Here is a 20,563-nt window from a genome sequence, read left to right as displayed (position 1 = left end):
CTTTTTTTTGGCGTGGAGCGCGCCGCAACAACATAATCAGTCTGACTGGACCGTCTGCGTCGCGGGGGAGTCTGGCTGTCATAACAGGTGCGGACATCAATCCGCACACAATAAACAGCAACGTTACAGAGGATATAAAAGATGACTCGTCGCGCCATCGGGGTAAGTGAACGGCCGCCTTTGCTACAAACCATCCCGCTGAGCTTCCAACATCTATTCGCGATGTTTGGCGCCACTGTTTTGGTGCCGGTCCTGTTTAAGATCAATCCGGCGACCGTCCTGCTGTTCAATGGCATCGGGACATTGCTCTACCTGTTTATCTGTAAAGGCAAAATTCCTGCCTATCTGGGTTCCAGTTTTGCCTTTATTTCACCAGTGTTGCTGCTATTGCCGCTGGGTTATGAGGTTGCGCTGGGCGGTTTTATCCTGTGCGGCGTGCTGTTTTGTCTGGTGGCGTTGATTGTCAAAAAGGCCGGGACAGGCTGGCTGAATGTGTTATTTCCGCCTGCGGCCATGGGAGCGATTGTCGCGGTAATCGGCCTTGAACTGGCAGGCGTCGCTGCGGGTATGGCGGGGTTATTGCCCGCCGACGGTACGACTGTGGATACCACGGCGGTAACGATTTCGCTGACCACGCTGGTGGTGACGATCCTCGGATCGGTGTTGTTTCGTGGTTTTCTGGCGATTATTCCGATTCTTATTGGCGTGTTGGCGGGGTATGCGCTGTCGTTTGTCATGGGGGTGGTGGATTTTACTGCCATCAGTGAAGCGCACTGGTTTGCGTTGCCGACCTTTTACACGCCGCGTTTCGAATGGTTTGCCATTCTGACGATTCTCCCCGCCGCATTGGTGGTTATCGCCGAGCATGTCGGTCATCTGGTTGTGACGGCCAATATCGTCAAAAAAGATCTGATGCGTGATCCGGGACTGCATCGCTCCATGTTCGCCAATGGCCTCTCTACTGTATTGTCCGGCTTCTTTGGTTCAACGCCCAATACCACTTATGGCGAAAACATCGGCGTGCTGGCTATCACCAAGGTATACAGTACCTGGGTGATTGGCGGTGCGGCAATTATCGCCATTCTGCTTTCCTGCGTGGGTAAACTGGCGGCGGCGATTCAGGCGGTGCCGGTGCCGGTAATGGGCGGCGTGTCGCTACTTTTGTATGGGGTTATCGGCGCATCGGGGATCCGCGTGCTGATTGAGTCCAAAGTGGATTACAACAAAGCGCAGAACCTGATACTGACCTCGGTGATCTTGATCATCGGCGTCAGCGGCGCCAAAGTTCATCTGGGCGCGACCGAACTGAAAGGCATGGCGCTGGCTACCGTGGTGGGTATCGGTATGAGCCTGTTATTCAAGGTGATTAGTCTGTTTCACAAAGAAGAAGTGATTCTTGATGCGCCTGATGCGCAGGACACCGCTCATCGTTAAAACGCTATTCAGACGTGGCAATCCACGTTGTTTTCCCTGTTGAGGACGCGCCCTCAACAGGGGCGGGTTTCTGTGATAGACTCGGCTGGTTTTCCTGCCTGTCTTGCTTGAGGTGATTCTGAACACGCCGGCACAGCTTTCATTGCCACTTTATTTACCGGATGACGAAACGTTCGCCAGTTTCTATCCGGGAGAAAACGCGTCTCTTCTGGCCGCTATTACCAACGCGTTGCGTCAGGAACACGGAAGTTACATTTACTTCTGGTCGCGGGAAGGAGGCGGTCGCAGCCATCTGCTGCATGCCGCTTGCGCCGATTTATCCCGTCTTGAGCAGGCGGTTGGCTACGTGCCGCTGGATAAACGGGCCTATTTCGTGCCCGAAGTGCTGGATGGAATGGAACAACTGGCGCTGGTGTGCATCGATAACATTGAATCCATTGCCGGCGACGAAGCCTGGGAAATGGCGGTCTTTAATCTCTATAACCGTATTCAGGAAACCGGACGCACCCGGTTGCTGATTACCGGCGATCGTCCTCCGCGTCAGCTTAATCTCTATCTTCCCGACCTCTCATCACGCCTTGACTGGGGACAGATTTACAGACTGCAACCCTTGTCCGATGAGGAAAAGGGCGAAGCGCTGAAACTGCGGGCAAAACTGCGTGGTTTTGAACTGCCGGAAGATGTCAGCCGCTTTCTGCTCAAACGCCTGGATCGTGAGATGCGCACGTTATTTATGACGCTGGATCAGCTTGATCATGCTTCCATCACCGCACAGCGTAAACTGACGATTCCTTTTGTAAAAGAGATCCTCGGACTGTAATTTACAGTATCTCCAGTACCTGCTCCGGCGGACGCCCAAGGCGAGCCTGTTGTCCGACCACCACGATAGGGCGCTCAATCAGTCTGGGATTTTCGACCATCGCCTGAATCAGTTCCGCTTCCGTCAGCGACGCATCGCAAAGATTTAACTGCTGATAAATGTCTTCTTTCCGGCGCATCAAATCGCGGGCGCTCTTCATGCCAAGCTGATGCAGCAGGCGGGTTAGCGTGGCGGCATCGGGCGGGGTGTCCAGATAGCGCACGACCTCAGGGTTAATATCATGTCGCTGTAGCAGCGCCAACGTTTCGCGGCTTTTGGAACAGCGCGGGTTATGGTAAATCGTTACGTGTTTGGTCATGGTAAATCATCCTCAATGTCTGTCTGGCGTCAGGATTTCTGATATTGACGAAAACGTTGCTGAAGTTGGCGCAATTGGTCGATGCGCGCATCGTAGCGGGCCTGTTCCAGACTGCCGAGTTTCACCAATGAACTGGCATTGCCAAGTAATCGGATAGATTGATCCAGTTGTCCGGTCAACGCCATGCTTTCCGCTCTGGCCGATAACTCTTCCGCCCGCGATCCCTTAGCGGCGGAGGCTTGCGCCAGCAAATCCCAACCGTTGGGATCGTCAGGGTGCGCATAGGTATAGCGATAGAGAATTCTACTTGCCGCCTCTGGCTGTTTCCCTTCAACGTAGGCATTGGCCAGGTTGAGTTGCAGCACCGGATTGCTTTGCACGCCCGCCTGGTTTTGCAGCCTGGCGATAGCCTGAGCCGCGCGGTTTTGCCCCAGATCGATATCTGTCATTAAATCCAGAAACCACGGGCTATTGGGGGCCTTATTCAATAGCGGCTGTAAGATATTGCGGGCTTCCTCGTATTTTTTGGCCTGATACAGACGGATAGCCCGCCCATATTGGGCAGCCAGTTGTTCACGCGCATTTCCTTTTGCCCAGGCATCCAGCAGGTCGTCGCTAAGCGGTCTGTCTGGCGAGCCATACATGCCAAAAGTACGGACCTTGGCGAACAGAAAATCCTGTGAGGACTGAACCGATGTGGAACGCATCTGATTGGCGCGGTTACGCGCATCCGCCAGACGGCTTTCCGGCAAGGGGTGAGTAAGCAGAATTTCCGGCGGCTTGGATGCATAGCGTGATTGATCGGCCAGTTTTTGCATGAAGTTCGGCATGGCTTGCGGATCAAAGCCGGCGCGTTGCAACACCTGGATACCGATCCGATCCGCTTCCTGTTCGTTGGCCTGGGTAAAAGTGATCATGCCCTGTTGGGCGCCCGCCATCGTCCCGCTTAACGCCGCCATACCCAACTGCGGATTCGCCATCGCCAGCAGAATGGAGCCCAGCGCGCCCACCCAGGTCAGCGGCGCGTTGCGCTGTTGCGACTCCATGGTTCGCGCCAGATGACGCTGTGTGACGTGTGAAATTTCATGCGCCAGTACCGAAGCCAGTTCGCTTTCGTTATCCGCGTAGCGGAACAGCGCGGAATGCAGCACCACATTACCGCCAAAAAAGGCGAAAGCGTTGATGTCATCATTGCGGATCAGGAAAAAGTGGAAAGGCGTTCGCACCGAATCCGCCTGTTTTACCAACTGATTGCCCAACTGATTGATGTAATTGGACAGCAAAGGATCGTTAATCAGCGGCGCTCCGGCCCGTAACTGGCGCACATAAAAATCGCCCATCGCCAGCTCCTGATTGATGCTGAGCGTGCCGCCGGCAGTGGTGCCGATATCAGGCAGCCGATCCTGTATGTCGGCTTGAACGGGAAACTGAGGGCTGGTCAGTAGCGTTCCAAGCAGAACGGCGACGACCGTTTTTCTCAACCGGTTAGACATAACGCAAAATAACCTTTTCAACAGCCAACATGAAAGAACGTTGCTAACCATCTTAGCCAGCAGCGGCAAACAAAGAAATATTCGGACGGGAAAAACACGGCGGAGAAAGCAAATGTGGGCGGCAAGCCGCACAATGAAAACCGGCGCCCAGAGAAAAGGTGCCGGTTGGATTATCCGAAAACGCGAGGTTAAACGCCTTTCAGATAATTGAGAACGATGTCGTGATGATTGCTGGTTTTGAAATCGTCAAAAACCTTTTCCACTTTGCCGTCTTCATCGATCAGGAAGCTGATGCGATGAATGCCGTCATAGGTTTTCCCCATGAAGGTTTTTTCGCCCCAGACGCCAAATCCGCCAGCGACCTCATGATTTTCATCAGACAACAACGTGAAGTTTAATAGCTCTTTTTCGGCGAAGAGGGACAATTTTTCAGGTTTGTCGGTACTGATGCCCATCACTTCAACGCCATATTTTTTCAGGTCGTCCATATTATCGCGCAGTCCGCAGGCTTGCACGGTACATCCCGGCGTCATGGCTTTGGGGTAGAAGTACACCAACACTTTCTGTCCCTGGAAGTCGGTCAAATTTACTTGTTCGCCATCCTGGTCGGGCAAGCTAAATTTCGGTGCGATATCACCGGCTTTCAGTGTATTCATCACTACTCTCCGTCTTTTCTCTTCATGCTGTGGATAGTTCACGACGCTAATACTGCCTTGTGCGTGCAGTTCTGTACATAGCTGATGGAAGGCCGGCTCAATTATTGAACCATCCAGCATGGCAGGACTGTGCGCGGTGATTTGAATATACAACTGCGGAGGCTTGTCGCCTTCGGCGCTTTGCGTTTTGGAAACCAGTTCGGCAATGTTCATCTGGTGGGAATCGAACAAGTCGGTAAAACGCTCGATGATATGGGGCGAGTCGGCGACATCCACTTTTACCCACACGGTGGAAGGCATGGGGGGGCGGGCCTGGGATTCGGTGCGTTTCATGACGATCAGCAGATCCATTTCCGCCCCTTTTAGCGGCAGGGTGGATTCGATCAGGTTAATCGCGTTCCAGCTTCCAGAAAGTAGCATGATAAAGGTGAACTCTTTGCCCAGCATGGCAAGACGGCTGTCTTCGATATTACATCCGCAGCTACTGACGTGGCGGGTAATGGCGTTGACAATTCCGGGGCGATCGACGCCCAGAGCCGTAATGACCAGATAGTGTTCTTGTGAGCTCGGCAAAATGGTGCTTCCTGTCCTTCTTCATCAAAACCACATGGTAAACATAAAAAATTGCCGGGAGCAATTTTTAACGCTGCTTGCGGCGGCCTGTGGATGAAAACGTCAGAAGCGTTTTTAATGTGGATCGCAGTATCATAAAAAAACCTGTGCCGGACGCTGACAACGCTGTTGCGCGCTTGCTTTTGCATAGACGTCAAAAGTACCATGAAGCACTTGTTTGTGGAGGGAATGGCCAATGTTTACGGGAAGTCTTGTTGCGCTGGTAACACCGATGGACGCCAAAGGCGCCGTCGATCGTGCGAGCCTGAAAAAACTGATTGATTATCATGTCGCTAGCGGCACATCAGCGATTGTCTCTGTCGGAACGACAGGGGAGTCCGCCACATTGAGCCATGATGAGCATGGCGATGTGGTCATGATGACGCTGGAACTGAGTGATGGCCGTATTCCGGTTATTGCCGGCACGGGCGCCAATGCTACCGCAGAAGGTATTTCATTAACCAAACGTTTTCATGGTACGGGGGTGGTGGGTTGCCTGACGGTCACGCCATATTACAACCGCCCGACTCAGGAAGGTTTGTATCAGCATTTCAAAGCGATTGCCGAGCATACCGACTTACCGCAGATCCTATATAACGTGCCTTCCCGCACTGGCTGTGACATGCTGCCGGAGACGGTCGCGCGTTTATCTGAAATTAAAAATATTGTCGCGATTAAAGAAGCCACGGGGAACTTAAGCCGGGTTAGTCAGATCCAAGAACTGGTCAGAGAAGACTTTATTTTGCTGAGCGGTGATGATGCCAGTGGTCTGGACTTTATGCAGCTTGGCGGCAAAGGCGTCATTTCCGTCACCGCCAATATCGCGGCCCGTGAAATGGCTGAGCTTTGCAAGCTGGCGGCACAGGGCAATTTCGTTGAAGCGCGTCGTTTGAATCAGCGTCTGATGCCGTTGCATAAAAAATTATTTATCGAACCCAATCCTATCCCGGTGAAATGGGCTTGCAAGGCGTTGGGACTGATGGCGACCGACACGCTTCGCCTGCCGATGACGCCGTTGACCGATTCTGGTCGCACGGTGGTGGGGCAAGCGTTAAAGCAGGCGGGTTTGCTGTAATCGTTAGGGAGATTTAATGAGTTATTCATTACAAAAGTCGATGGTGGCGAAAGTCGTTGGCATATCATTGGTTATGTTGTTAGCGGCTTGTTCCAGCGATCAGCGCTATAAGCGTCAGGTCAGCGGCGATGAATCCTATCTGGAGACGCCGGAGCACCAGTCGCTGAATACGCCGGCCGGGATCATTCTACCGGTTCAGAACGGAGACTATGATGTACCGCCGGTCACCCTGAATGGCGCTGTCGGCAAAGATCTGGATATCCGTCCGCCGGTGCAGCCATTGGCTTTGTTGAATGGTTCTCGAACCCAGATTTCGGGTGATACGGCAACGTTGTTGTTAGAAAACAGTGCGCAAAACAGCCAGCTTTGGTCTCAGGTCATCCGTGTTTTACAAGAGAAATCGTTCACTATCGCCGATCGTCAGGATGCCAGCCAGACACTGACGACGGACTGGATTTCATGGCCGCGTCAGGATGAAGATGTGCCGTATCAGGGACGTTACCAGATTGCGGTTCAGCAGCAAGGCTATCAGATCGCGCTGGTGGTAAAACTGCTGGCGTTGCAGTTGAACAATGAGCCTGTCGCCGCGTCCGACCAGATTCAGCGTTATACCGGACTGATGCTGAACACGCTCAGCGAAGCATTGGACAGTCAGGCGACCGCCCGCGAGAATGCGCTGGCAAACCGCGCCAGCGGATCGCTGGATGTACAGAGTGGTTCGGACGATACCGGCCTGCCGATGTTGATTGTCCGCGGCCCTTACACCGTGGTGTGGGATCGTCTGCCCGCGGCCTTGAGCAAGGTCGGCATGACCATCAATGATCGCAGTCGTCCGCAGGGTTCGGTTTCCCTCACCTACAAGGCGCCCGGCAGCGGCACCTGGGATGATTTAGGCGCGAAAGATCCTGAATTGCCGAATGGTGATTACAAATTGCAGGTCGGCGATCTTGATAACCGCAGCAGTCTGCAATTTATTGACGGCAAAGGACATACGCTAAGCCAATCGCAAAATGATGCGCTGGTGGCCGTACTTCAGGCGGCGTTTAATTAGTAACGTGTCAGGGTCGGATTATCCGGCCCTTCTTCATTATTCAACAACCTGATACCCAAAGTAATTGAAGTCGCTGTCCGGCAGTAAACCAGGCATCCTGACGAGCTTGCGCAGACAAGTGGGCGGGAGGCGCAGATACCGCTGGCGTTAGTCGCTTCAAATAAGAAGGGGATAAGCGTTAAATTCTCGGGCCGTCTGTGGTTGGCCCTCACTGTGTGGAGTAATAAAGATGCAAAAGCTAGCTGAGTTGTATCGTGGGAAGGCGAAAACAGTCTACACCACCGAAGATCCTGATCTGCTGGTGCTGGAGTTTCGCAATGATACGTCAGCAGGGGATGGTGCTCGCATTGAACAGTTTGATCGTAAAGGGATGGTGAATAACAAGTTTAACCATTTCATCATGAGCAAACTGGAAGAAGCTGGGATCCCCACGCAAATGGTAAGCCTGCTTTCCGATACGGAAGTGCTGGTAAAAAAACTGGAGATGGTGCCGGTAGAGTGTGTGGTGCGTAATCGTGCCGCCGGGTCGCTGGTAAAACGTCTGGGGATCGAGGAAGGTATCGAACTGAACCCGCCGCTGTTTGATCTGTTTCTGAAAAACGACGCGATGCACGATCCGATGGTGAACGAGTCTTACTGCAAGACATTCGGTTGGGTGAGTGAAGAAAATCTGGCTCGCATGAAAGAACTGAGTTACAAAGCGAATGATGTGCTGAGCAAACTGTTTGGCGATGCCGGTTTGATTCTGGTCGATTTCAAACTGGAATTCGGTTTATTCAACGGCGAAATCGTCTTGGGCGATGAGTTTTCTCCTGATGGCAGTCGGCTGTGGGATAAAGCGACGCTGAATAAAATGGATAAAGACCGTTTCCGTCAGAGTCTCGGTGGTCTGATTGAAGCGTATGAAGAAGTCGCACGTCGTATCGGTGTAAAACTGGACTAACAGCGCAATCGTTTACGTGGCGGTCTGTCAGACTGGTGATGGGTCTGACAGACTGACTGTTTTCTTCCCTCTATACCGCACCGCCTCGATCCATGATCCTCCCCTGATTTACCATTACCCTCTTGCCCAGCGTGCACGAGTCACGTATGCCCCGTTTTGTCTCATGAGTTGCACATTCTTCGCGCATTGATGCGTAAATGATCCACTGGAGAACATCGAACGAAGCGAATAATCCTGACGCCTTTTCCATACCTGTAAAAATTAATCCTTAATTAACACCGTGTTGTTTTCCTCTGAACGATCTTTTTCCCCTATGAATAATTTTTGGCTCATTTTCTGCATTAATTCCGTTGTTGTGATTAATTGTTCGTTATAGCGGAAATGGGGTGAATTATGTTCAAATTAGGGCGGATTGAGAAGAAAAAGGATGGGGTGTTTGGATTGCTACTTGCTGCGACAGCGTTCAGTTTTGCCGCCCAGGTGCAGGCCGCAAAACTGGATGACGTGCTGAAGCGCGGTTATCTGATTGTGGGGACGGGCAGCACCAACGCGCCTTGGGGATTCCAGGGCGCTGACGGCAAGTTGCAAGGGTTTGACATTGATATCGCTCACATGATTGCCAAAGGGCTGTTTAACGACGCCAGTAAAGTGCAGTTCGTTCAGCAATCGTCGGATGCCCGAATCCCGAATTTGTTGACGGATAAAGTCGATATGACCTGTCAGGCGATGACCGTCACCGCGCAACGGGCTCAACAGGTGGCATTTACCATTCCTTATTATCGTGAAGGCGTGGCGTTACTGTTACTGGCAAACAGTAAATATCAGCAACTGGCGGATATGGATGCCGCAGGAAGCGATCTGAACGTTGCCGTATTGCAGAATGTTTATGCGGAAGAACTGGTGCATCAGGCATTGCCGAAAGCCAAAGTCTCACAATATGAAAGTGTTGATTTGATGTACCAGGCATTGAATTCCGGGCGAGCCGATGCAGTGGCGACCGATCAGTCGTCGGCGAAATGGTTAATGGTGCAGACGCCGGAGCGCTACCGCTCACCGGATTATGCATGGAGCCCGCAGACCTATTCCTGTGCAGTGAAACGTGGCGATCAGGACTGGCTTAACTTCGTGAATACGGCGCTGCATGAATCCATGACTGGCGTTGATTTCGCCGCCTACGCTGACGCCTATAAAAAATGGTTCGGTGGCGCCTTGAACGCCCCGCAGATTGGCTTTCCGGTTGAATATAAATAAGTATATCGCGCCAGATAGGTGACACTGTCTGGCGTATTGAGGTAACACCATGGGCTATCAACTCAATTTTTCCGCTGTATGGCAAAATTTCGATCTGTTGCTCGCCGGGTTATGGCTGGGGCTTGAACTATCGCTGGTGTCCATTGCCATTGGCTGTGTACTGGGCTTGGTGGCCGCATTCTGCATGCTGTCGAAAAATGCGGGTTTGCGTTGGGCCGCGACGCTTTATGTCACCGTTATACGCAATCTGCCGATCTTGATTTTGATTCTGATGATCTACTTCGCCTTACCGGGGTTGGGGATTCGCCTGGATCAACTGGGCTCGTTTATTGTCACGCTGTCGCTGTATGCCGGTGCGTATCTGACTGAAGTGTTCCGCGCCGGTTTGCTGGGGATCCCGCAAGGACAGCGTGAAGCCGGACAAGCAATTGGTCTGAAGGAATGGCAGATTAAACGTTACATCATTATTCCGGCGATGTTCCGCAATGTGCTGCCGTCGCTCAGCAATAATTTTATCTCCCTGTTCAAAGATACCTCGCTTGCGGCGGCTATCGCCGTGCCGGAACTGACCTTTTATGCCCGCAAAATCAATCTGGAAAGTTATCGGGTTATTGAAACCTGGCTGGTGACCAGCTTGTTGTATATCGCGACCTGCTACCTGATAGCGGCGTTGTTGCGTGCGCTTGAACAACGATTGGCTCTGGCGCGTTAAGGAGAAGAGATGAACGATCCTTTTAGCTGGTGGTATCAGCTTTGGCAGGCCAGAACCACGCTGGCTCAGGGTTTTGTCGTGACATTATCCAGTTCGGTGCTGGCGATCCTGATAGGCACGATGCTGGGGGCGGTGGTGGGATTAGTGTTGAGTTATGCCCGCCTGCCGGTACGTTGGACATTTCGATTGTATATTGATGTGATCCGCGGCACGCCGGTATTGGTGTTGGTGCTGGCCTGTTTTTATATCGCGCCGGCGCTGGGTTGGCATATTGGCGCGTTTGAGGCCGGCGTGCTGGCGCTCGCCATGTTTTGCAGTTCCCATGTGGCGGAAATTGTACGCGGCGCGTTGCAGGCTGTGCCGCGAGGACAGAGTGAAGCGGCGAAAGCCATCGGTCTGACATTTTTTCAGGATCTCCGTTATGTCCAGTTACCTCAGGCGCTGCGCCAGATCCTGCCGACCTGGGTCAATTCCGCCGCCGAAATCGTCAAAGCTTCCACCTTGCTGTCTGTCATTGGCGTGGCGGATCTCCTGCTGAGTTCGCAACAGGTCATCGCCCGCACTTTTATGACGCTGCCGTTTTATGCCTTTGCCGGACTGTTGTTCTTCATTATTAACTTTTCGATTGAAATGTTGGGCCGTTATCTGGAAAAGAAAGTGAGATTGCCATGAACCAGACACCAGGCGCATTGACTGACGCGCCGCTTTTGAAAATCAATAATCTGCACAAGCAATATGGTCAGGTCGATGTTCTTAAAGGTATCGATCTCACTCTGGCGCGCGGCGATGTGGTGACGTTGATCGGCGCAAGTGGATCAGGGAAAACCACGCTGTTGCGCTGCGTCAATCTGTTGGAGGCGTTTCAGCAGGGAGAGATTCTCCTTAACGATCAGCCCATCGGTTATCACCAGCAGCAAAATCGGCGGGTTCGCCATGCTGAAAAAGTCATTGCCCAACACCGTGCCATGACGGGCATGGCATTTCAGCAGTTCAATCTGTTCCCGCATTTGACGGCATTGCAGAACGTGACGTTAGGGTTGCTGAAAGTGAAAAAAATGTCGAAAGATGAAGCGGTTGCCACGGCGGAACGATGGCTGGAGCGTGTCGGTCTTCTGGCGCGCCGCGATCACTACCCTGGCCAACTGTCCGGTGGTCAGCAGCAGCGTGTGGCGATTGCCCGTGCCATTGCCATGAATCCCAGCCTGATGTTGTTTGACGAAGTGACGTCAGCGCTCGATCCTGAGTTGGTCGGTGAGGTGCTGGCGGTAATTAAAAGTCTGGCGGAAGACGGGATGACCATGCTGTTGGTCACGCATGAAATGCGATTTGCCTATGAAGTCTCCGACCGGATTGTTTTCATGAATCAAGGGCGCATTGAAGAGGAAGGGCCGCCAAATCAGTTGTTTCACCAGCCTGTATCGCCACGTCTGGCTGAGTTTATTAAACATTCCCATTTTTAACCGACGATAAATCACAAACACAGGAGTGATGATATGAGTATTACCCGTTATGGTGCTGGCGAGCGTGGCGCAGGTGGTCAGCCATTACCTTTTGCGCGCGCCGTGGAAGCGAACGGCTGGCTGTATGTTTCCGGCCAGGTGGCAATGGAGAAAGGGGAAATCATTGAGGGCGGCATTGTTGCCCAAACCCATAAAACCATGCAAAACATTATCGCCATTCTTGAAGAAGCGGGATATGGTCTGGAGCACGTCGTCAGAGTGGGAGTGTGGCTGGACGATCCCAGGGATTTCTGGAGCTTCAATAACGTCTTTGCCAGCTATTTCTCGGCGCATGCTCCCGCGCGGGCGTGCGTGCAATCCAGTATGATGGTGGATTGCAAAGTGGAAATTGACTGTGTTGCTTATAAGTCAGTATAACTAGCTGAAAGATAAGTAATACCTGAGGGGGAAGTCATGACGGTTCCAGAGGTGAAACGGCGTGCGCGTGGGCTGGATCGTGCATTCGAAATACTTGATTATCTGAAAATACAACGAAAACCGTTGCGACCGCATGATATCGCCAAAGGGATTAACGCACCGAAATCCACGGTATATGAGTTGATCGCTCTGCTGCAAGAACGGCGAATTCTTGAACAGGTGGGGCGCGAGGGTTTGGTGTATCTGGGCAGGGAACTCTATTTTCTTGGTCAGGCGCATCTCAGTCATTTCGATTTTACCCGCGAGGCCGATCGTTTTCTGGAACAGATCGTGGAACAAACGCATGAAACCGCACAGATGTGCCTGCTCAACGGGCGCAAATACAATGTAGCGCTGATGCGTGAAGGTGAACGCGCTTTCCGTATCTCGTCCGGCGTCGGGGAGGACATTCCCATCCCTTGGACGGCTTCCGGGCGACTATTGATGGGGCATATGAGTGATGAAGAAATTCTCGACTTTATTCCCGCCAATGATTTTACGCTGCCGGATGGCGCAATATTGTCGCCGGATGACTTTTTACGCGAGATCCGTCACTCGCACCGGGAAGGTTTTTTCTCCTTCGATAGCATTGCCGATACTTATACCCATTGTTTTGCCGCTGGCATTTACAATACTCAAGGTCAGTGTATCGCCACGTTTTGTATTGTGGCGCCACGTGGTGATGCTTACGCTAACCACGATCATTATCGTAGCGTGCTAATGGCGTGCGCACGGGGGATGGAACAACGACTGTCTGGCAAACAAAGCCGATAAACGCGTCATACCTCAAGTCGCATGTGCGTTGGTCGCCTTCCTGCAACTCGAATTGTTTAGAGTGTAAACTGGAGTACATGACATGCCCTATAGAGAAAAAGGTATCGCCCGACCGGGAGATAGCTTGCTGAAACAGGTAAGTTTGCCTGCACTGGTTTTGCACCAACGGGCGCTGGAGCACAATTTGCGCTGGATGCAGAACTATGTTGATAAACATCGCGCGCAACTGGCGCCGCACGGAAAAACCACCATGACGCCCGCGCTTTTTCAGCGTCAGTTAGCTCAGGGCGCATGGGGCATTACGCTGGCGACGGCGGTACAAAGCGCCGTGGCTTATGAGCACGGCGTGCGGCGAATTCTGATGGCTAATCAGCTCGTCGGCAAGCCCAATATGGCGATTATCGCGGATTTGCTGAAGCAGGGCGGGCTGGAATTCCACTGTCTGGTGGAAAACCCGGATAACGTGCGGGCGCTGGGAGATTACTTTGGCGCTCAGGGATTGCAGTTGAACGTGATGCTGGAAATTGGCGTGTCGCATGGTCGCTGTGGGTGCCGTAACGATCAGCAGATTGACGCGGTGTTGGCCGCTATCGATGCAGCGCCTGCGCTGGTGCTGACAGGCATTGAAGGCTATGAAGGCGTGATCCACGGCGAACAACCCGAAAGCGCGATCCAGGCGTTTGCCGCTTATCTGGTGGAAACCGCGGTGTCGTTACAGGAACAGGGAAAATTTGGCATCGTTCACCCTTATGTCACCGCATCCGGTTCCGCCTGGTACGATTTGATTGCGGGCGAGTTTACGCGCCTACAGGCGGATTCGCGCTTTATTCCGTTGTTACGGCCCGGATGTTATCTGGTTCACGATCATGGATTATATAAAGTAGCGCAGGCTGGCGTATTGCACCGTCACCCGGAGATGGACGGCGCATTGCAGCCAGCCATGGAAGTATGGGCGCATGTGCAATCCCTGCCCGAAGCGGGATGCGCCATTATCGCGCTGGGTAAACGAGATATCGCGTTTGACGCGGGCTATCCCGAACCGTTGCGCCACTATCCCGTAGGAGAGGATGAGCGCGAAGCCGTGGTTTTCGGGGCGGATTACCGCGTTACGGCAATGATGGATCAGCACGTCTTTTTGCAGATACCGGCGCAGCATAGCCTGCGTGTCGGCGACATCATTGCGTTTGGCGCCTCTCATCCGTGTCTGACGTTCGATAAGTGGCGTCAGGTCAATCTGGTGGATGATGAGTTGAACGTTGTTGAGATTATGCCGACATTTTTCTGATTCATGGGCAAGGACTTTTCATGGCCTATTTTGATCCGACGTTGTTAATTTTACTGGCGCTGGCCGCACTGGGTATTATCAGCCATAACATGACGGTGACGCTGGCGATCCTGGTTTTACTGGCAGTGCGCATTACACCGCTGAATACCTATTTTCCGTGGGTGGAAAAATACGGCCTGAGTATAGGGATCGTCATACTCACTATTGGCGTTATGGCGCCTATCGCCAGCGGAAAAATCAGCGCCAGCGAGGTGATGAACGCGTTCCTGCATTGGAAATCTCTGCTGGCGATGTTGATTGGCGTCGCGGTGTCGTGGTTGGGTGCGCGCGGTGTTTCCCTGATGAGCAGCCAGCCTTCGGTGGTGGCGGGGCTGCTGGTTGGCACAGTGATGGGCGTCGCCCTGTTTCGCGGGGTTCCTGTCGGGCCATTAATCGCCGCCGGTCTGCTGTCTCTGCTGATCGGCAAGAACTGAGCTCGCGGTGAGTGGCATGTTCCGTGACTTTTTAAGCAGTCAATCTCAGCAACGCCGCTATGGTGTTCGCCGCTTGCTGGTACTGAGCGGCGAGCAGGAGTGGAGTGTGGCTCAGGCGTTGTCCCTCACAGCGCTTGCCGGGGGCGACTGGCTATGGCTGAGCGAGCGTGCGCCGGCAGGCGTAAACTCATTAGCGGCAGGTAAAGTTCGAACACGGCTTGGGCATGAACTGGGCCATGTGGTGTTTGATGCCCGTAATGGATTGGATGTCGAGGCGCTGGCGATGTTGTCCGGGACGCTTCAGGCGGGAAGCTGGCTATTGTTGCTGGTTCCACCGTGGCAGACGTGGCGGCACTTGCCGGATGAAGACAGCCTACGCTGGAGCGAACAGGCGCAGCCGATCGCCGCACCGCGATTTATTCAGCATTTCCAGCGCCATCTGCTCGCGGATGATGAGGTCGTGATCTGGCGTCAGGGGCAGGCGTTGACGATCAAACCCTTGACCCGACGACCCGACTGGCGGCCCGTCAGCGGAGAACCTACCGCCGGACAACAACATATTCTGGCCCGGCTGCTCGCCGCCCGGCGGGGCGTTTATGTGATTACCGCGCCGCGCGGACGGGGAAAATCGACGCTGGCAGGCATGTTGACGCAACGCTGTGCCGGCCCCTGCTGGATAACCGCGCCGTCACGTTCGGCGACGGCGGTGCTCCAGCACTATGCGCGCTCTGATGTCCGCTTCTGGGCACCTGATGCGCTGCTGGAATATTGCCGTCTCAATCCACCGCCGCAGATTGACTGGCTGTTGATTGATGAAGCTGCGGCGATCCCGTCGCCGCTCCTGAACGCGCTGCTCAGCTATTTTCCCCGCATCCTGATGACGACCACCGTGCAGGGATATGAAGGCACCGGACGCGGGTTTCTGCTGAAGTTCTGTGCGGGTTTACCGCAGTGGCAGGCATTTACGCTGGACGAACCGTTGCGTTGGGCGCATCACGATCCGCTGGAACGAGTGCTGGATAATGCGCTGTTGTTCGCTGAACCGCTACCCCATGCACAAAACCAGACGAACGGCGCGACTGGCGAATCGATTTCTTCATGGGACATCACGGAAGAGCAACCCGATGACTGGCTGCGTCAGCCGTCGCGGATGCGGCAGTGCTACGCGTTATTGTGCAGCGCCCATTATCGTACCTCGCCGCTGGATCTGCGCCGCTTGCTGGATGCGCCCGGAATGCATGTATACAGCGCCCGCGCATCGGGAGAGGTAAGCGGTGTGCTGTGGATGGTGGATGAGGGCGGGTTATGCGCGGAACTGGCGCATGCGGTTTGGGCCGGGGTGCGGCGTCCTCGCGGAAACCTGGTGGCGCAGTCGCTGGCGGCGCATGGCGGATTATGGTACGCGCCGATGTTGCGGGCGCAGCGTATTAGCCGTATCGCCATCACCGCGCCGTACCGTCGGCAAGGCATTGGGCGCGCGTTGATTGAAGAACAAAAACGCGTGGCTCAGACGCAGGGGCTGGATTATCTGTCCGTCAGTTTTGGTTATCAGCCGGATTTATCGGCGTTCTGGCAGTCATGTGGCTTTCAACTGGTGCGTATCGGCAGCCATCTTGAGGCCAGCAGCGGCTGTTACAATGCGATGGCGTTGTTTCCCCTGAGTCACGCGGGGCGGCTATGCGTTGAACAAGGGGGGGGACAACTGGCGCGGGACTGGGGTTGGCTGCGGCGCATCATTCCGCTTGATTTATCGCTGCCGCTGGATGAGAGCACCGGGCTGGATGAGCAGGACTGGCGTACATTAGCCGGATTCGCGTTTGCCAGCCGCCCGATGGCGTCTTGTTACGCGGCGTTGTGCCGGTTGGTTTATTGTTCCCGGCTGGCGTTGCCGACATTGCGTCTGCTGATTGAAAAATCGCTTGATGAAGCGTCGTCAACAACCCTGTCCGGCTTATCGGGGAAAAAGGCGTTATTACGGCAGTGGCGTGAGGAAACCGCCGCCGCACTGCATGATGCGGATATTGCATCTTATACGTATTGGCGCGACTGGGCGCTGTTGGGACCGGCGGCGGGTTGATGGAATAAGCGAAAATAACGCCGGCGCGATGTTGCTAACATCCTGATTTCTTCACCGGTTTGTTGCAAAAAATGGAACATCTCATTCAATAAATCCCGATTTATCCCTGTGACGCGTGGCGTATAGTGAATATCAAATATCATGACCGGGCCGTTGCCGATATCCATCACGCAGCGGTGCTTGCAGGAGAAACAGAGTGAATCAGCAATATATTGTTGTACAAAACCCCACGACGCCAAAACAGCTTTTTTTACTTTTTCATGGCGTCGGCGATACGGCGGGCGGCATGGCGCCGATTGGCCGCTATTTCGCCGCGGCGTTTCCTGATGCGCTGGTGGTCAGCATTGGCGGGCCGTTCAGCACCGGATATGGGGACGGGCGGCAGTGGTTTTCCGTACAAGGCGTGACGGAAGAAAACCGTCAAGCGCGCGTTGAACCAGCTGTCCCACTGTTTGTGGAAACCGTCCGTTTCTGGCAACAGAAAAGTGGGGTGGATTTCACCCATACGGCGCTGATTGGTTTCTCGCAAGGCAGCATTATGTCGCTGGAATCATTAAAATCCGCACCGCAACTCGCCGGACAGATTGTGGCTTTCAGCGGACGTTTTGCCGTGTTGCCCGACAACGTGTTTAAGGATGTCGCGGTACATCTGATTCACGGCGAAGCGGATGGCGTGGTCGCGGTAGAACATGCCCGCGCCGCCGCTCAGTGCTTTGAGGCGTTGGGAACCCATTTCACGCTGGATACCTTACCCGGCGTCGGGCATGGTATTAATGAACACATGCTGAATCATGCGCTGGGGTATTTACGGCAAGGCATGATGGCATAAACGGGCGAAAAGCGTTATTCCGACACCCTGATGATGGAGACATCAGGGTTTTTTCCGCGGCCAGTCATCGTCTTCATCATCCCATTTATCGTTATTGTCGCGATGGGGGGGAAGTTTCGGTTTATTGAGTAAAAAGCCAGTGTGATCAACATTGCGCAGTTCTTTAATGCCGTTGATCAACATGCCTATCAGGATAATCAGGATTATCCACCAGTAGTCAGCCAGCCATGCCATAATTAAGCTCCATCAACATTATGGATAAAACGGGTAAACAGCAGGGGCAGATGTTGGCATAACCACTCAGAACCTTCGATATCTTCGCCTTGCCATGCCGAGCGGATAATCTCTGAGGTAAGCTGTTCTTCCGCATACTGCGCCAGTGGATAATAGCTGATGTGCCAGGGTTCTGCTGCGACTCCGCCAAGATCGTGCGCATACGGACGATAGAATTCATATTCGTGCATATGCTCGCTCAACCAAACATTTAGCGACGAAAAGTAACCGCCTTCCTCATATTCCCAAGGCTCCAACTGGAGCTTTTTGCCCTCAGGCAATAAATCCGGGTCGTAAATATCCAGGTCGCTGCCCCAGTGATGTCGGCTGGCGCCGGGCATCGCGGACCAGCGTAAAATCGCCTTGCAGCGATCGCCTTCATTCAACGTCAGGATATCCAATGGTTGACCATCATGGCCGATTACCGGGCGCTCGCCGGTGAATTTTCCATTCCAGATTAAACGTTGGCGCTCAAAGTCACGAAAGGTGCTGGCCGGTTGCAGATTAAACCCGGCCCTGGCTGCCGCCTGCTGCATCGCCTGAAATGCGGTGATGGTGTCAGGGTGCAGACGATGACGGCCACTTAACGTGGCCAGATGACTGTCGCTTTTACCGGTTAGCATGGCATGCGTCATCATGCGATTAGTTGCTCCATAACGCGTTGATACATCCGGCTTAATAACTGTAAGTCCGCCGCGCTGACGCACTCGTCCACTTTGTGTATTGTGGCGTTAACCGGGCCGAGTTCCACGACCTGCGCCCCCATGCGAGCGATAAAACGTCCGTCGGATGTGCCGCCGTTGGTCAGCAGTGTGGGTGTCACTTCGTTGTAATGTTCTACGGCATTCACCACCGCATCAACCAGTTCGCCACGAGCGGTCAGAAATGGCTGACCGGAAAGATTCCAGTCGATAGTGTAGTTCAGTTGATGACGATCAAACAGGTCCGCAACACGCTGTTTGATGAGTTCATCCGTCAGTTCCGTACTGAAACGGAAATTGAATTGTACCGATAACTCCCCTGGGATCACATTGTTGCTGCCGGTGCCGGCATGAATGTTGGCGATCTGCATACTGGTTGGCGGGAAAAATGCATTCCCCTGATCCCATTCCGTCGCCACCAGTTCATGCAGCGCGGACATGGCGCGGTGTACGGGATTATCCGCCAGATGCGGGTAAGCGACATGACCTTGCACGCCTTGTACCCGCACATTGGCGGTGATGGAACCACGGCGACCGTTTTTCACCACGTCGCCGACCACATTGGTACTGGATGGCTCGCCGACCAGACAATAATCGAGCCGTTCGTCGCGCGCCATTAACGCATCGACCACTTTGACCGTGCCGTTTACGGCGCTGGCTTCCTCATCCGAGGTGATCAGAAAGGCTAAACGTCCCTGATGATTGGGATTGGCGGCAACAAATCGTTCCGCCGCCACCACCATCGCGGCCAGCGAACCTTTCATATCGGCGGCGCCTCGGCCATATAACATACCGTCGCGGATAGTCGGTTCGAAAGGCGGATGCTGCCAGCGGCTTTCGTCACCGCTGGGGACGACATCGGTATGTCCGGCAAACGCCAGGGTTTTCCCGGTGCCGCGCCATGCCCAGAAATTCAGCGTATCGCCAAAATTCATGGGTTCGATGGTGAAGCCGATGGCTTGCAGGCGTTCAATCATCAGTGACTGACAACCTTCATCATGGGGGCTGAGGGACGGGCGTTTGATCAGTTGTTGAGCGAGTTCGATGACCGGGCAAGACACGTTATTTGTTCTCCGCAATAAATTCCTGATAGCTCTCGGCGCTAAAACCAAGCAGCGTTTTTTCATTTTTTGCCACCAGCAAGGGGCGCTTGATCACCGCGGGTTGTTCAAGCATAAGGACTTTCGCTGCCGCTTCACTCTGCTCGGTATTGCTGCTGATGAGGTCGCGCCGCGCTTCGCTCAGTTTACGCCATGTGGTGCCGCGCGTGTTGATAAGCGGTTGCCAGCCGATGAGATCAATAAAATGTTGCAGGCGCGTTTCGTCTAAGCCATCCACACGATAATCATAAAAGTGGTAAGCAATCTGTTGTTCTTCCAGCCACCGACGGGCTTTTTTTATGGTGTCGCAGTTTTTAATGCCATACATGGTCAGCGTCATTGTTACTAAAATCCTTTCTGTTTATTAAGTTGGATGATGGTCGTTGAACGGCGCAGCGTGGAATGATGAGCCTGATATCGTGATAATCCAGCATGCCGAAAAAGCGCGGTGAGATCTACAGTGAACTAAAAAGCGGGAATGAGGGATTGTATGCTTTTTATACTTTCAGAAGTATTTCTGCTGATTAAAAAATGTGCGTATAATATGTCGCCATTAATGACCGAGAGGTTCGCATGATAGAAGTAGAAGTGGGTAATTGGAAAGATTTTATCGAAGCAATGTTACGTAAATAATAATTAAATATTATGCCAGTCATTGCAAACCCGGAACAAAATCGCTAACGAAATAGGCAGCATTGAGTGACATCAATACTGCTTTTTTTTTGCTCCA

At 53.4% G+C, this 20,563-nt stretch carries 23 protein-coding genes and 1 pseudogene; 16 read left to right on the top strand and 8 right to left on the bottom strand.

The genetic code is table 11. From position 1 onward, the window contains the following. The first annotated feature begins 141 nt into the window (after positions 1-141). Together uraA and hda are read left to right on the top strand one after the other, a co-directional pair. Entirely contained in the window at positions 142-1,434 is a 1,293-nt protein-coding gene (gene uraA / locus NC856_RS04700; RefSeq protein WP_264089265.1) for a uracil permease, read from the top strand. 112 nt (positions 1,435-1,546) lie between these two features. Continuing rightward, positions 1,547-2,254 carry a DnaA inactivator Hda gene (hda, locus tag NC856_RS04695; RefSeq protein WP_318841722.1) on the top strand — a complete coding sequence of 236 codons (708 nt, stop codon included), beginning with the start codon at positions 1,547-1,549 and terminating at the stop codon, positions 2,252-2,254. Position 2,255: 1 nt separating this feature from the next. On the opposite strand, the gene arsC is transcribed toward hda, so the two are convergent. The 4 genes and pseudogenes from arsC to NC856_RS04675 all read right to left on the bottom strand — a co-directional run. Continuing rightward, positions 2,256-2,612, bottom strand: coding sequence for an arsenate reductase (glutaredoxin) (gene arsC / locus NC856_RS04690; protein ID WP_264089264.1), 357 nt, complete (start codon positions 2,610-2,612; stop codon positions 2,256-2,258). A gap of 29 nt (positions 2,613-2,641) precedes the next feature. Next, the gene (bepA, locus tag NC856_RS04685; RefSeq protein WP_264089263.1) at positions 2,642-4,105 is read right to left on the bottom strand and encodes a beta-barrel assembly-enhancing protease; all 1,464 of its coding nucleotides are present in this window, start codon (positions 4,103-4,105) and stop codon (positions 2,642-2,644) included. Between the two features lie 188 nt (positions 4,106-4,293). Then, on the bottom strand, positions 4,294-4,761 hold the full coding sequence (gene bcp, locus NC856_RS04680; RefSeq protein ID WP_264089369.1) for a thioredoxin-dependent thiol peroxidase: 468 nt from the start codon (positions 4,759-4,761) through the stop codon (positions 4,294-4,296). Positions 4,762-4,776: 15 nt separating this feature from the next. Beyond that, positions 4,777-5,337, bottom strand: a pseudogene (locus NC856_RS04675) (glycine cleavage system transcriptional repressor); the annotation flags it as partial. A gap of 232 nt (positions 5,338-5,569) precedes the next feature. Between NC856_RS04675 and dapA the strand changes: the two are divergent. The 13 genes from dapA (at position 5,570) to ypfH (ending at position 17,759) form a co-directional block, all read left to right on the top strand. Further along, positions 5,570-6,448 (top strand): 4-hydroxy-tetrahydrodipicolinate synthase, encoded by an 879-nt coding sequence (dapA, locus tag NC856_RS04670; RefSeq protein WP_264089262.1) that lies wholly within the window; start codon positions 5,570-5,572, stop codon positions 6,446-6,448. Between the two features lie 16 nt (positions 6,449-6,464). Continuing rightward, entirely contained in the window at positions 6,465-7,499 is a 1,035-nt protein-coding gene (bamC, locus tag NC856_RS04665; protein ID WP_264089261.1) for an outer membrane protein assembly factor BamC, read from the top strand. Positions 7,500-7,728: 229 nt separating this feature from the next. Further along, entirely contained in the window at positions 7,729-8,442 is a 714-nt protein-coding gene (purC, locus tag NC856_RS04660) for a phosphoribosylaminoimidazolesuccinocarboxamide synthase (RefSeq protein ID WP_264089260.1), read from the top strand. A gap of 393 nt (positions 8,443-8,835) precedes the next feature. Then, positions 8,836-9,693 (top strand): transporter substrate-binding domain-containing protein, encoded by an 858-nt coding sequence (locus tag NC856_RS04655; protein WP_264089259.1) that lies wholly within the window; start codon positions 8,836-8,838, stop codon positions 9,691-9,693. Positions 9,694-9,742: 49 nt separating this feature from the next. Further along, on the top strand, positions 9,743-10,405 hold the full coding sequence (locus NC856_RS04650; RefSeq protein ID WP_264089258.1) for an amino acid ABC transporter permease: 663 nt from the start codon (positions 9,743-9,745) through the stop codon (positions 10,403-10,405). Positions 10,406-10,414: 9 nt separating this feature from the next. After that, positions 10,415-11,077, top strand: coding sequence for an amino acid ABC transporter permease (locus tag NC856_RS04645; RefSeq protein WP_264089257.1), 663 nt, complete (start codon positions 10,415-10,417; stop codon positions 11,075-11,077). Then, positions 11,074-11,865: an amino acid ABC transporter ATP-binding protein gene (locus tag NC856_RS04640; RefSeq protein ID WP_264089256.1), complete on the top strand. Its 792-nt coding sequence runs from the start codon at positions 11,074-11,076 to the stop codon at positions 11,863-11,865. The genes NC856_RS04645 and NC856_RS04640 overlap by 4 nt, the downstream gene beginning before the upstream one ends. Positions 11,866-11,898: 33 nt before the next feature. Next, positions 11,899-12,282, top strand: coding sequence for a RidA family protein (locus NC856_RS04635; protein ID WP_264089255.1), 384 nt, complete (start codon positions 11,899-11,901; stop codon positions 12,280-12,282). A gap of 36 nt (positions 12,283-12,318) precedes the next feature. Then, the gene (locus tag NC856_RS04630; protein WP_264089254.1) at positions 12,319-13,095 is read left to right on the top strand and encodes an IclR family transcriptional regulator; all 777 of its coding nucleotides are present in this window, start codon (positions 12,319-12,321) and stop codon (positions 13,093-13,095) included. Positions 13,096-13,177: 82 nt separating this feature from the next. Continuing rightward, positions 13,178-14,380, top strand: a complete 1,203-nt coding sequence (locus NC856_RS04625) for an amino acid deaminase (protein ID WP_264089253.1) — start codon at positions 13,178-13,180, stop codon at positions 14,378-14,380. A 20-nt stretch (positions 14,381-14,400) separates the two neighbouring features. Continuing rightward, entirely contained in the window at positions 14,401-14,853 is a 453-nt protein-coding gene (locus NC856_RS04620) for a DUF441 domain-containing protein (RefSeq protein WP_264089252.1), read from the top strand. Between the two features lie 16 nt (positions 14,854-14,869). Next, entirely contained in the window at positions 14,870-16,930 is a 2,061-nt protein-coding gene (locus tag NC856_RS04615) for a tRNA(Met) cytidine acetyltransferase TmcA (protein WP_264089251.1), read from the top strand. Between the two features lie 196 nt (positions 16,931-17,126). Continuing rightward, positions 17,127-17,759: an esterase gene (gene ypfH, locus NC856_RS04610; protein ID WP_264089250.1), complete on the top strand. Its 633-nt coding sequence runs from the start codon at positions 17,127-17,129 to the stop codon at positions 17,757-17,759. A 42-nt stretch (positions 17,760-17,801) separates the two neighbouring features. On the opposite strand, the gene NC856_RS04605 is transcribed toward ypfH, so the two are convergent. Genes NC856_RS04605 through NC856_RS04590 form a run of 4 tightly spaced genes read right to left on the bottom strand, consistent with a single transcriptional unit; the run spans position 17,802 to position 20,173 of the window. Then, a complete protein-coding gene (locus NC856_RS04605; RefSeq protein WP_264089249.1) occupies positions 17,802-17,993 on the bottom strand; it encodes a YpfN family protein in 192 nt (63 codons plus the stop codon). A gap of 2 nt (positions 17,994-17,995) precedes the next feature. Beyond that, a complete protein-coding gene (locus NC856_RS04600) occupies positions 17,996-18,670 on the bottom strand; it encodes a M15 family metallopeptidase (RefSeq protein ID WP_264089248.1) in 675 nt (224 codons plus the stop codon). Further along, positions 18,667-19,794, bottom strand: a complete 1,128-nt coding sequence (dapE, locus tag NC856_RS04595; protein ID WP_264089247.1) for a succinyl-diaminopimelate desuccinylase — start codon at positions 19,792-19,794, stop codon at positions 18,667-18,669. The genes NC856_RS04600 and dapE overlap by 4 nt, the downstream gene beginning before the upstream one ends. A gap of 1 nt (position 19,795) precedes the next feature. Further along, the gene (locus NC856_RS04590) at positions 19,796-20,173 is read right to left on the bottom strand and encodes an ArsC family reductase (RefSeq protein WP_264089246.1); all 378 of its coding nucleotides are present in this window, start codon (positions 20,171-20,173) and stop codon (positions 19,796-19,798) included. Positions 20,174-20,406: 233 nt separating this feature from the next. Between NC856_RS04590 and ypfM the strand changes: the two genes are divergently transcribed. Continuing rightward, positions 20,407-20,466, top strand: a complete 60-nt coding sequence (gene ypfM, locus NC856_RS04585) for a protein YpfM (protein WP_264089368.1) — start codon at positions 20,407-20,409, stop codon at positions 20,464-20,466. Positions 20,467-20,563 lie beyond the last annotated feature (97 nt).

This window comes from Brenneria izbisi, assembly GCF_025840185.1.
GTDB classification, from domain to species: Bacteria; Pseudomonadota; Gammaproteobacteria; order Enterobacterales; family Enterobacteriaceae; genus Brenneria; species Brenneria izbisi.
The sequence above is the reverse complement of the archived record's forward strand: the minus strand, read 5'-3'. Positions and strand labels throughout refer to the sequence as shown.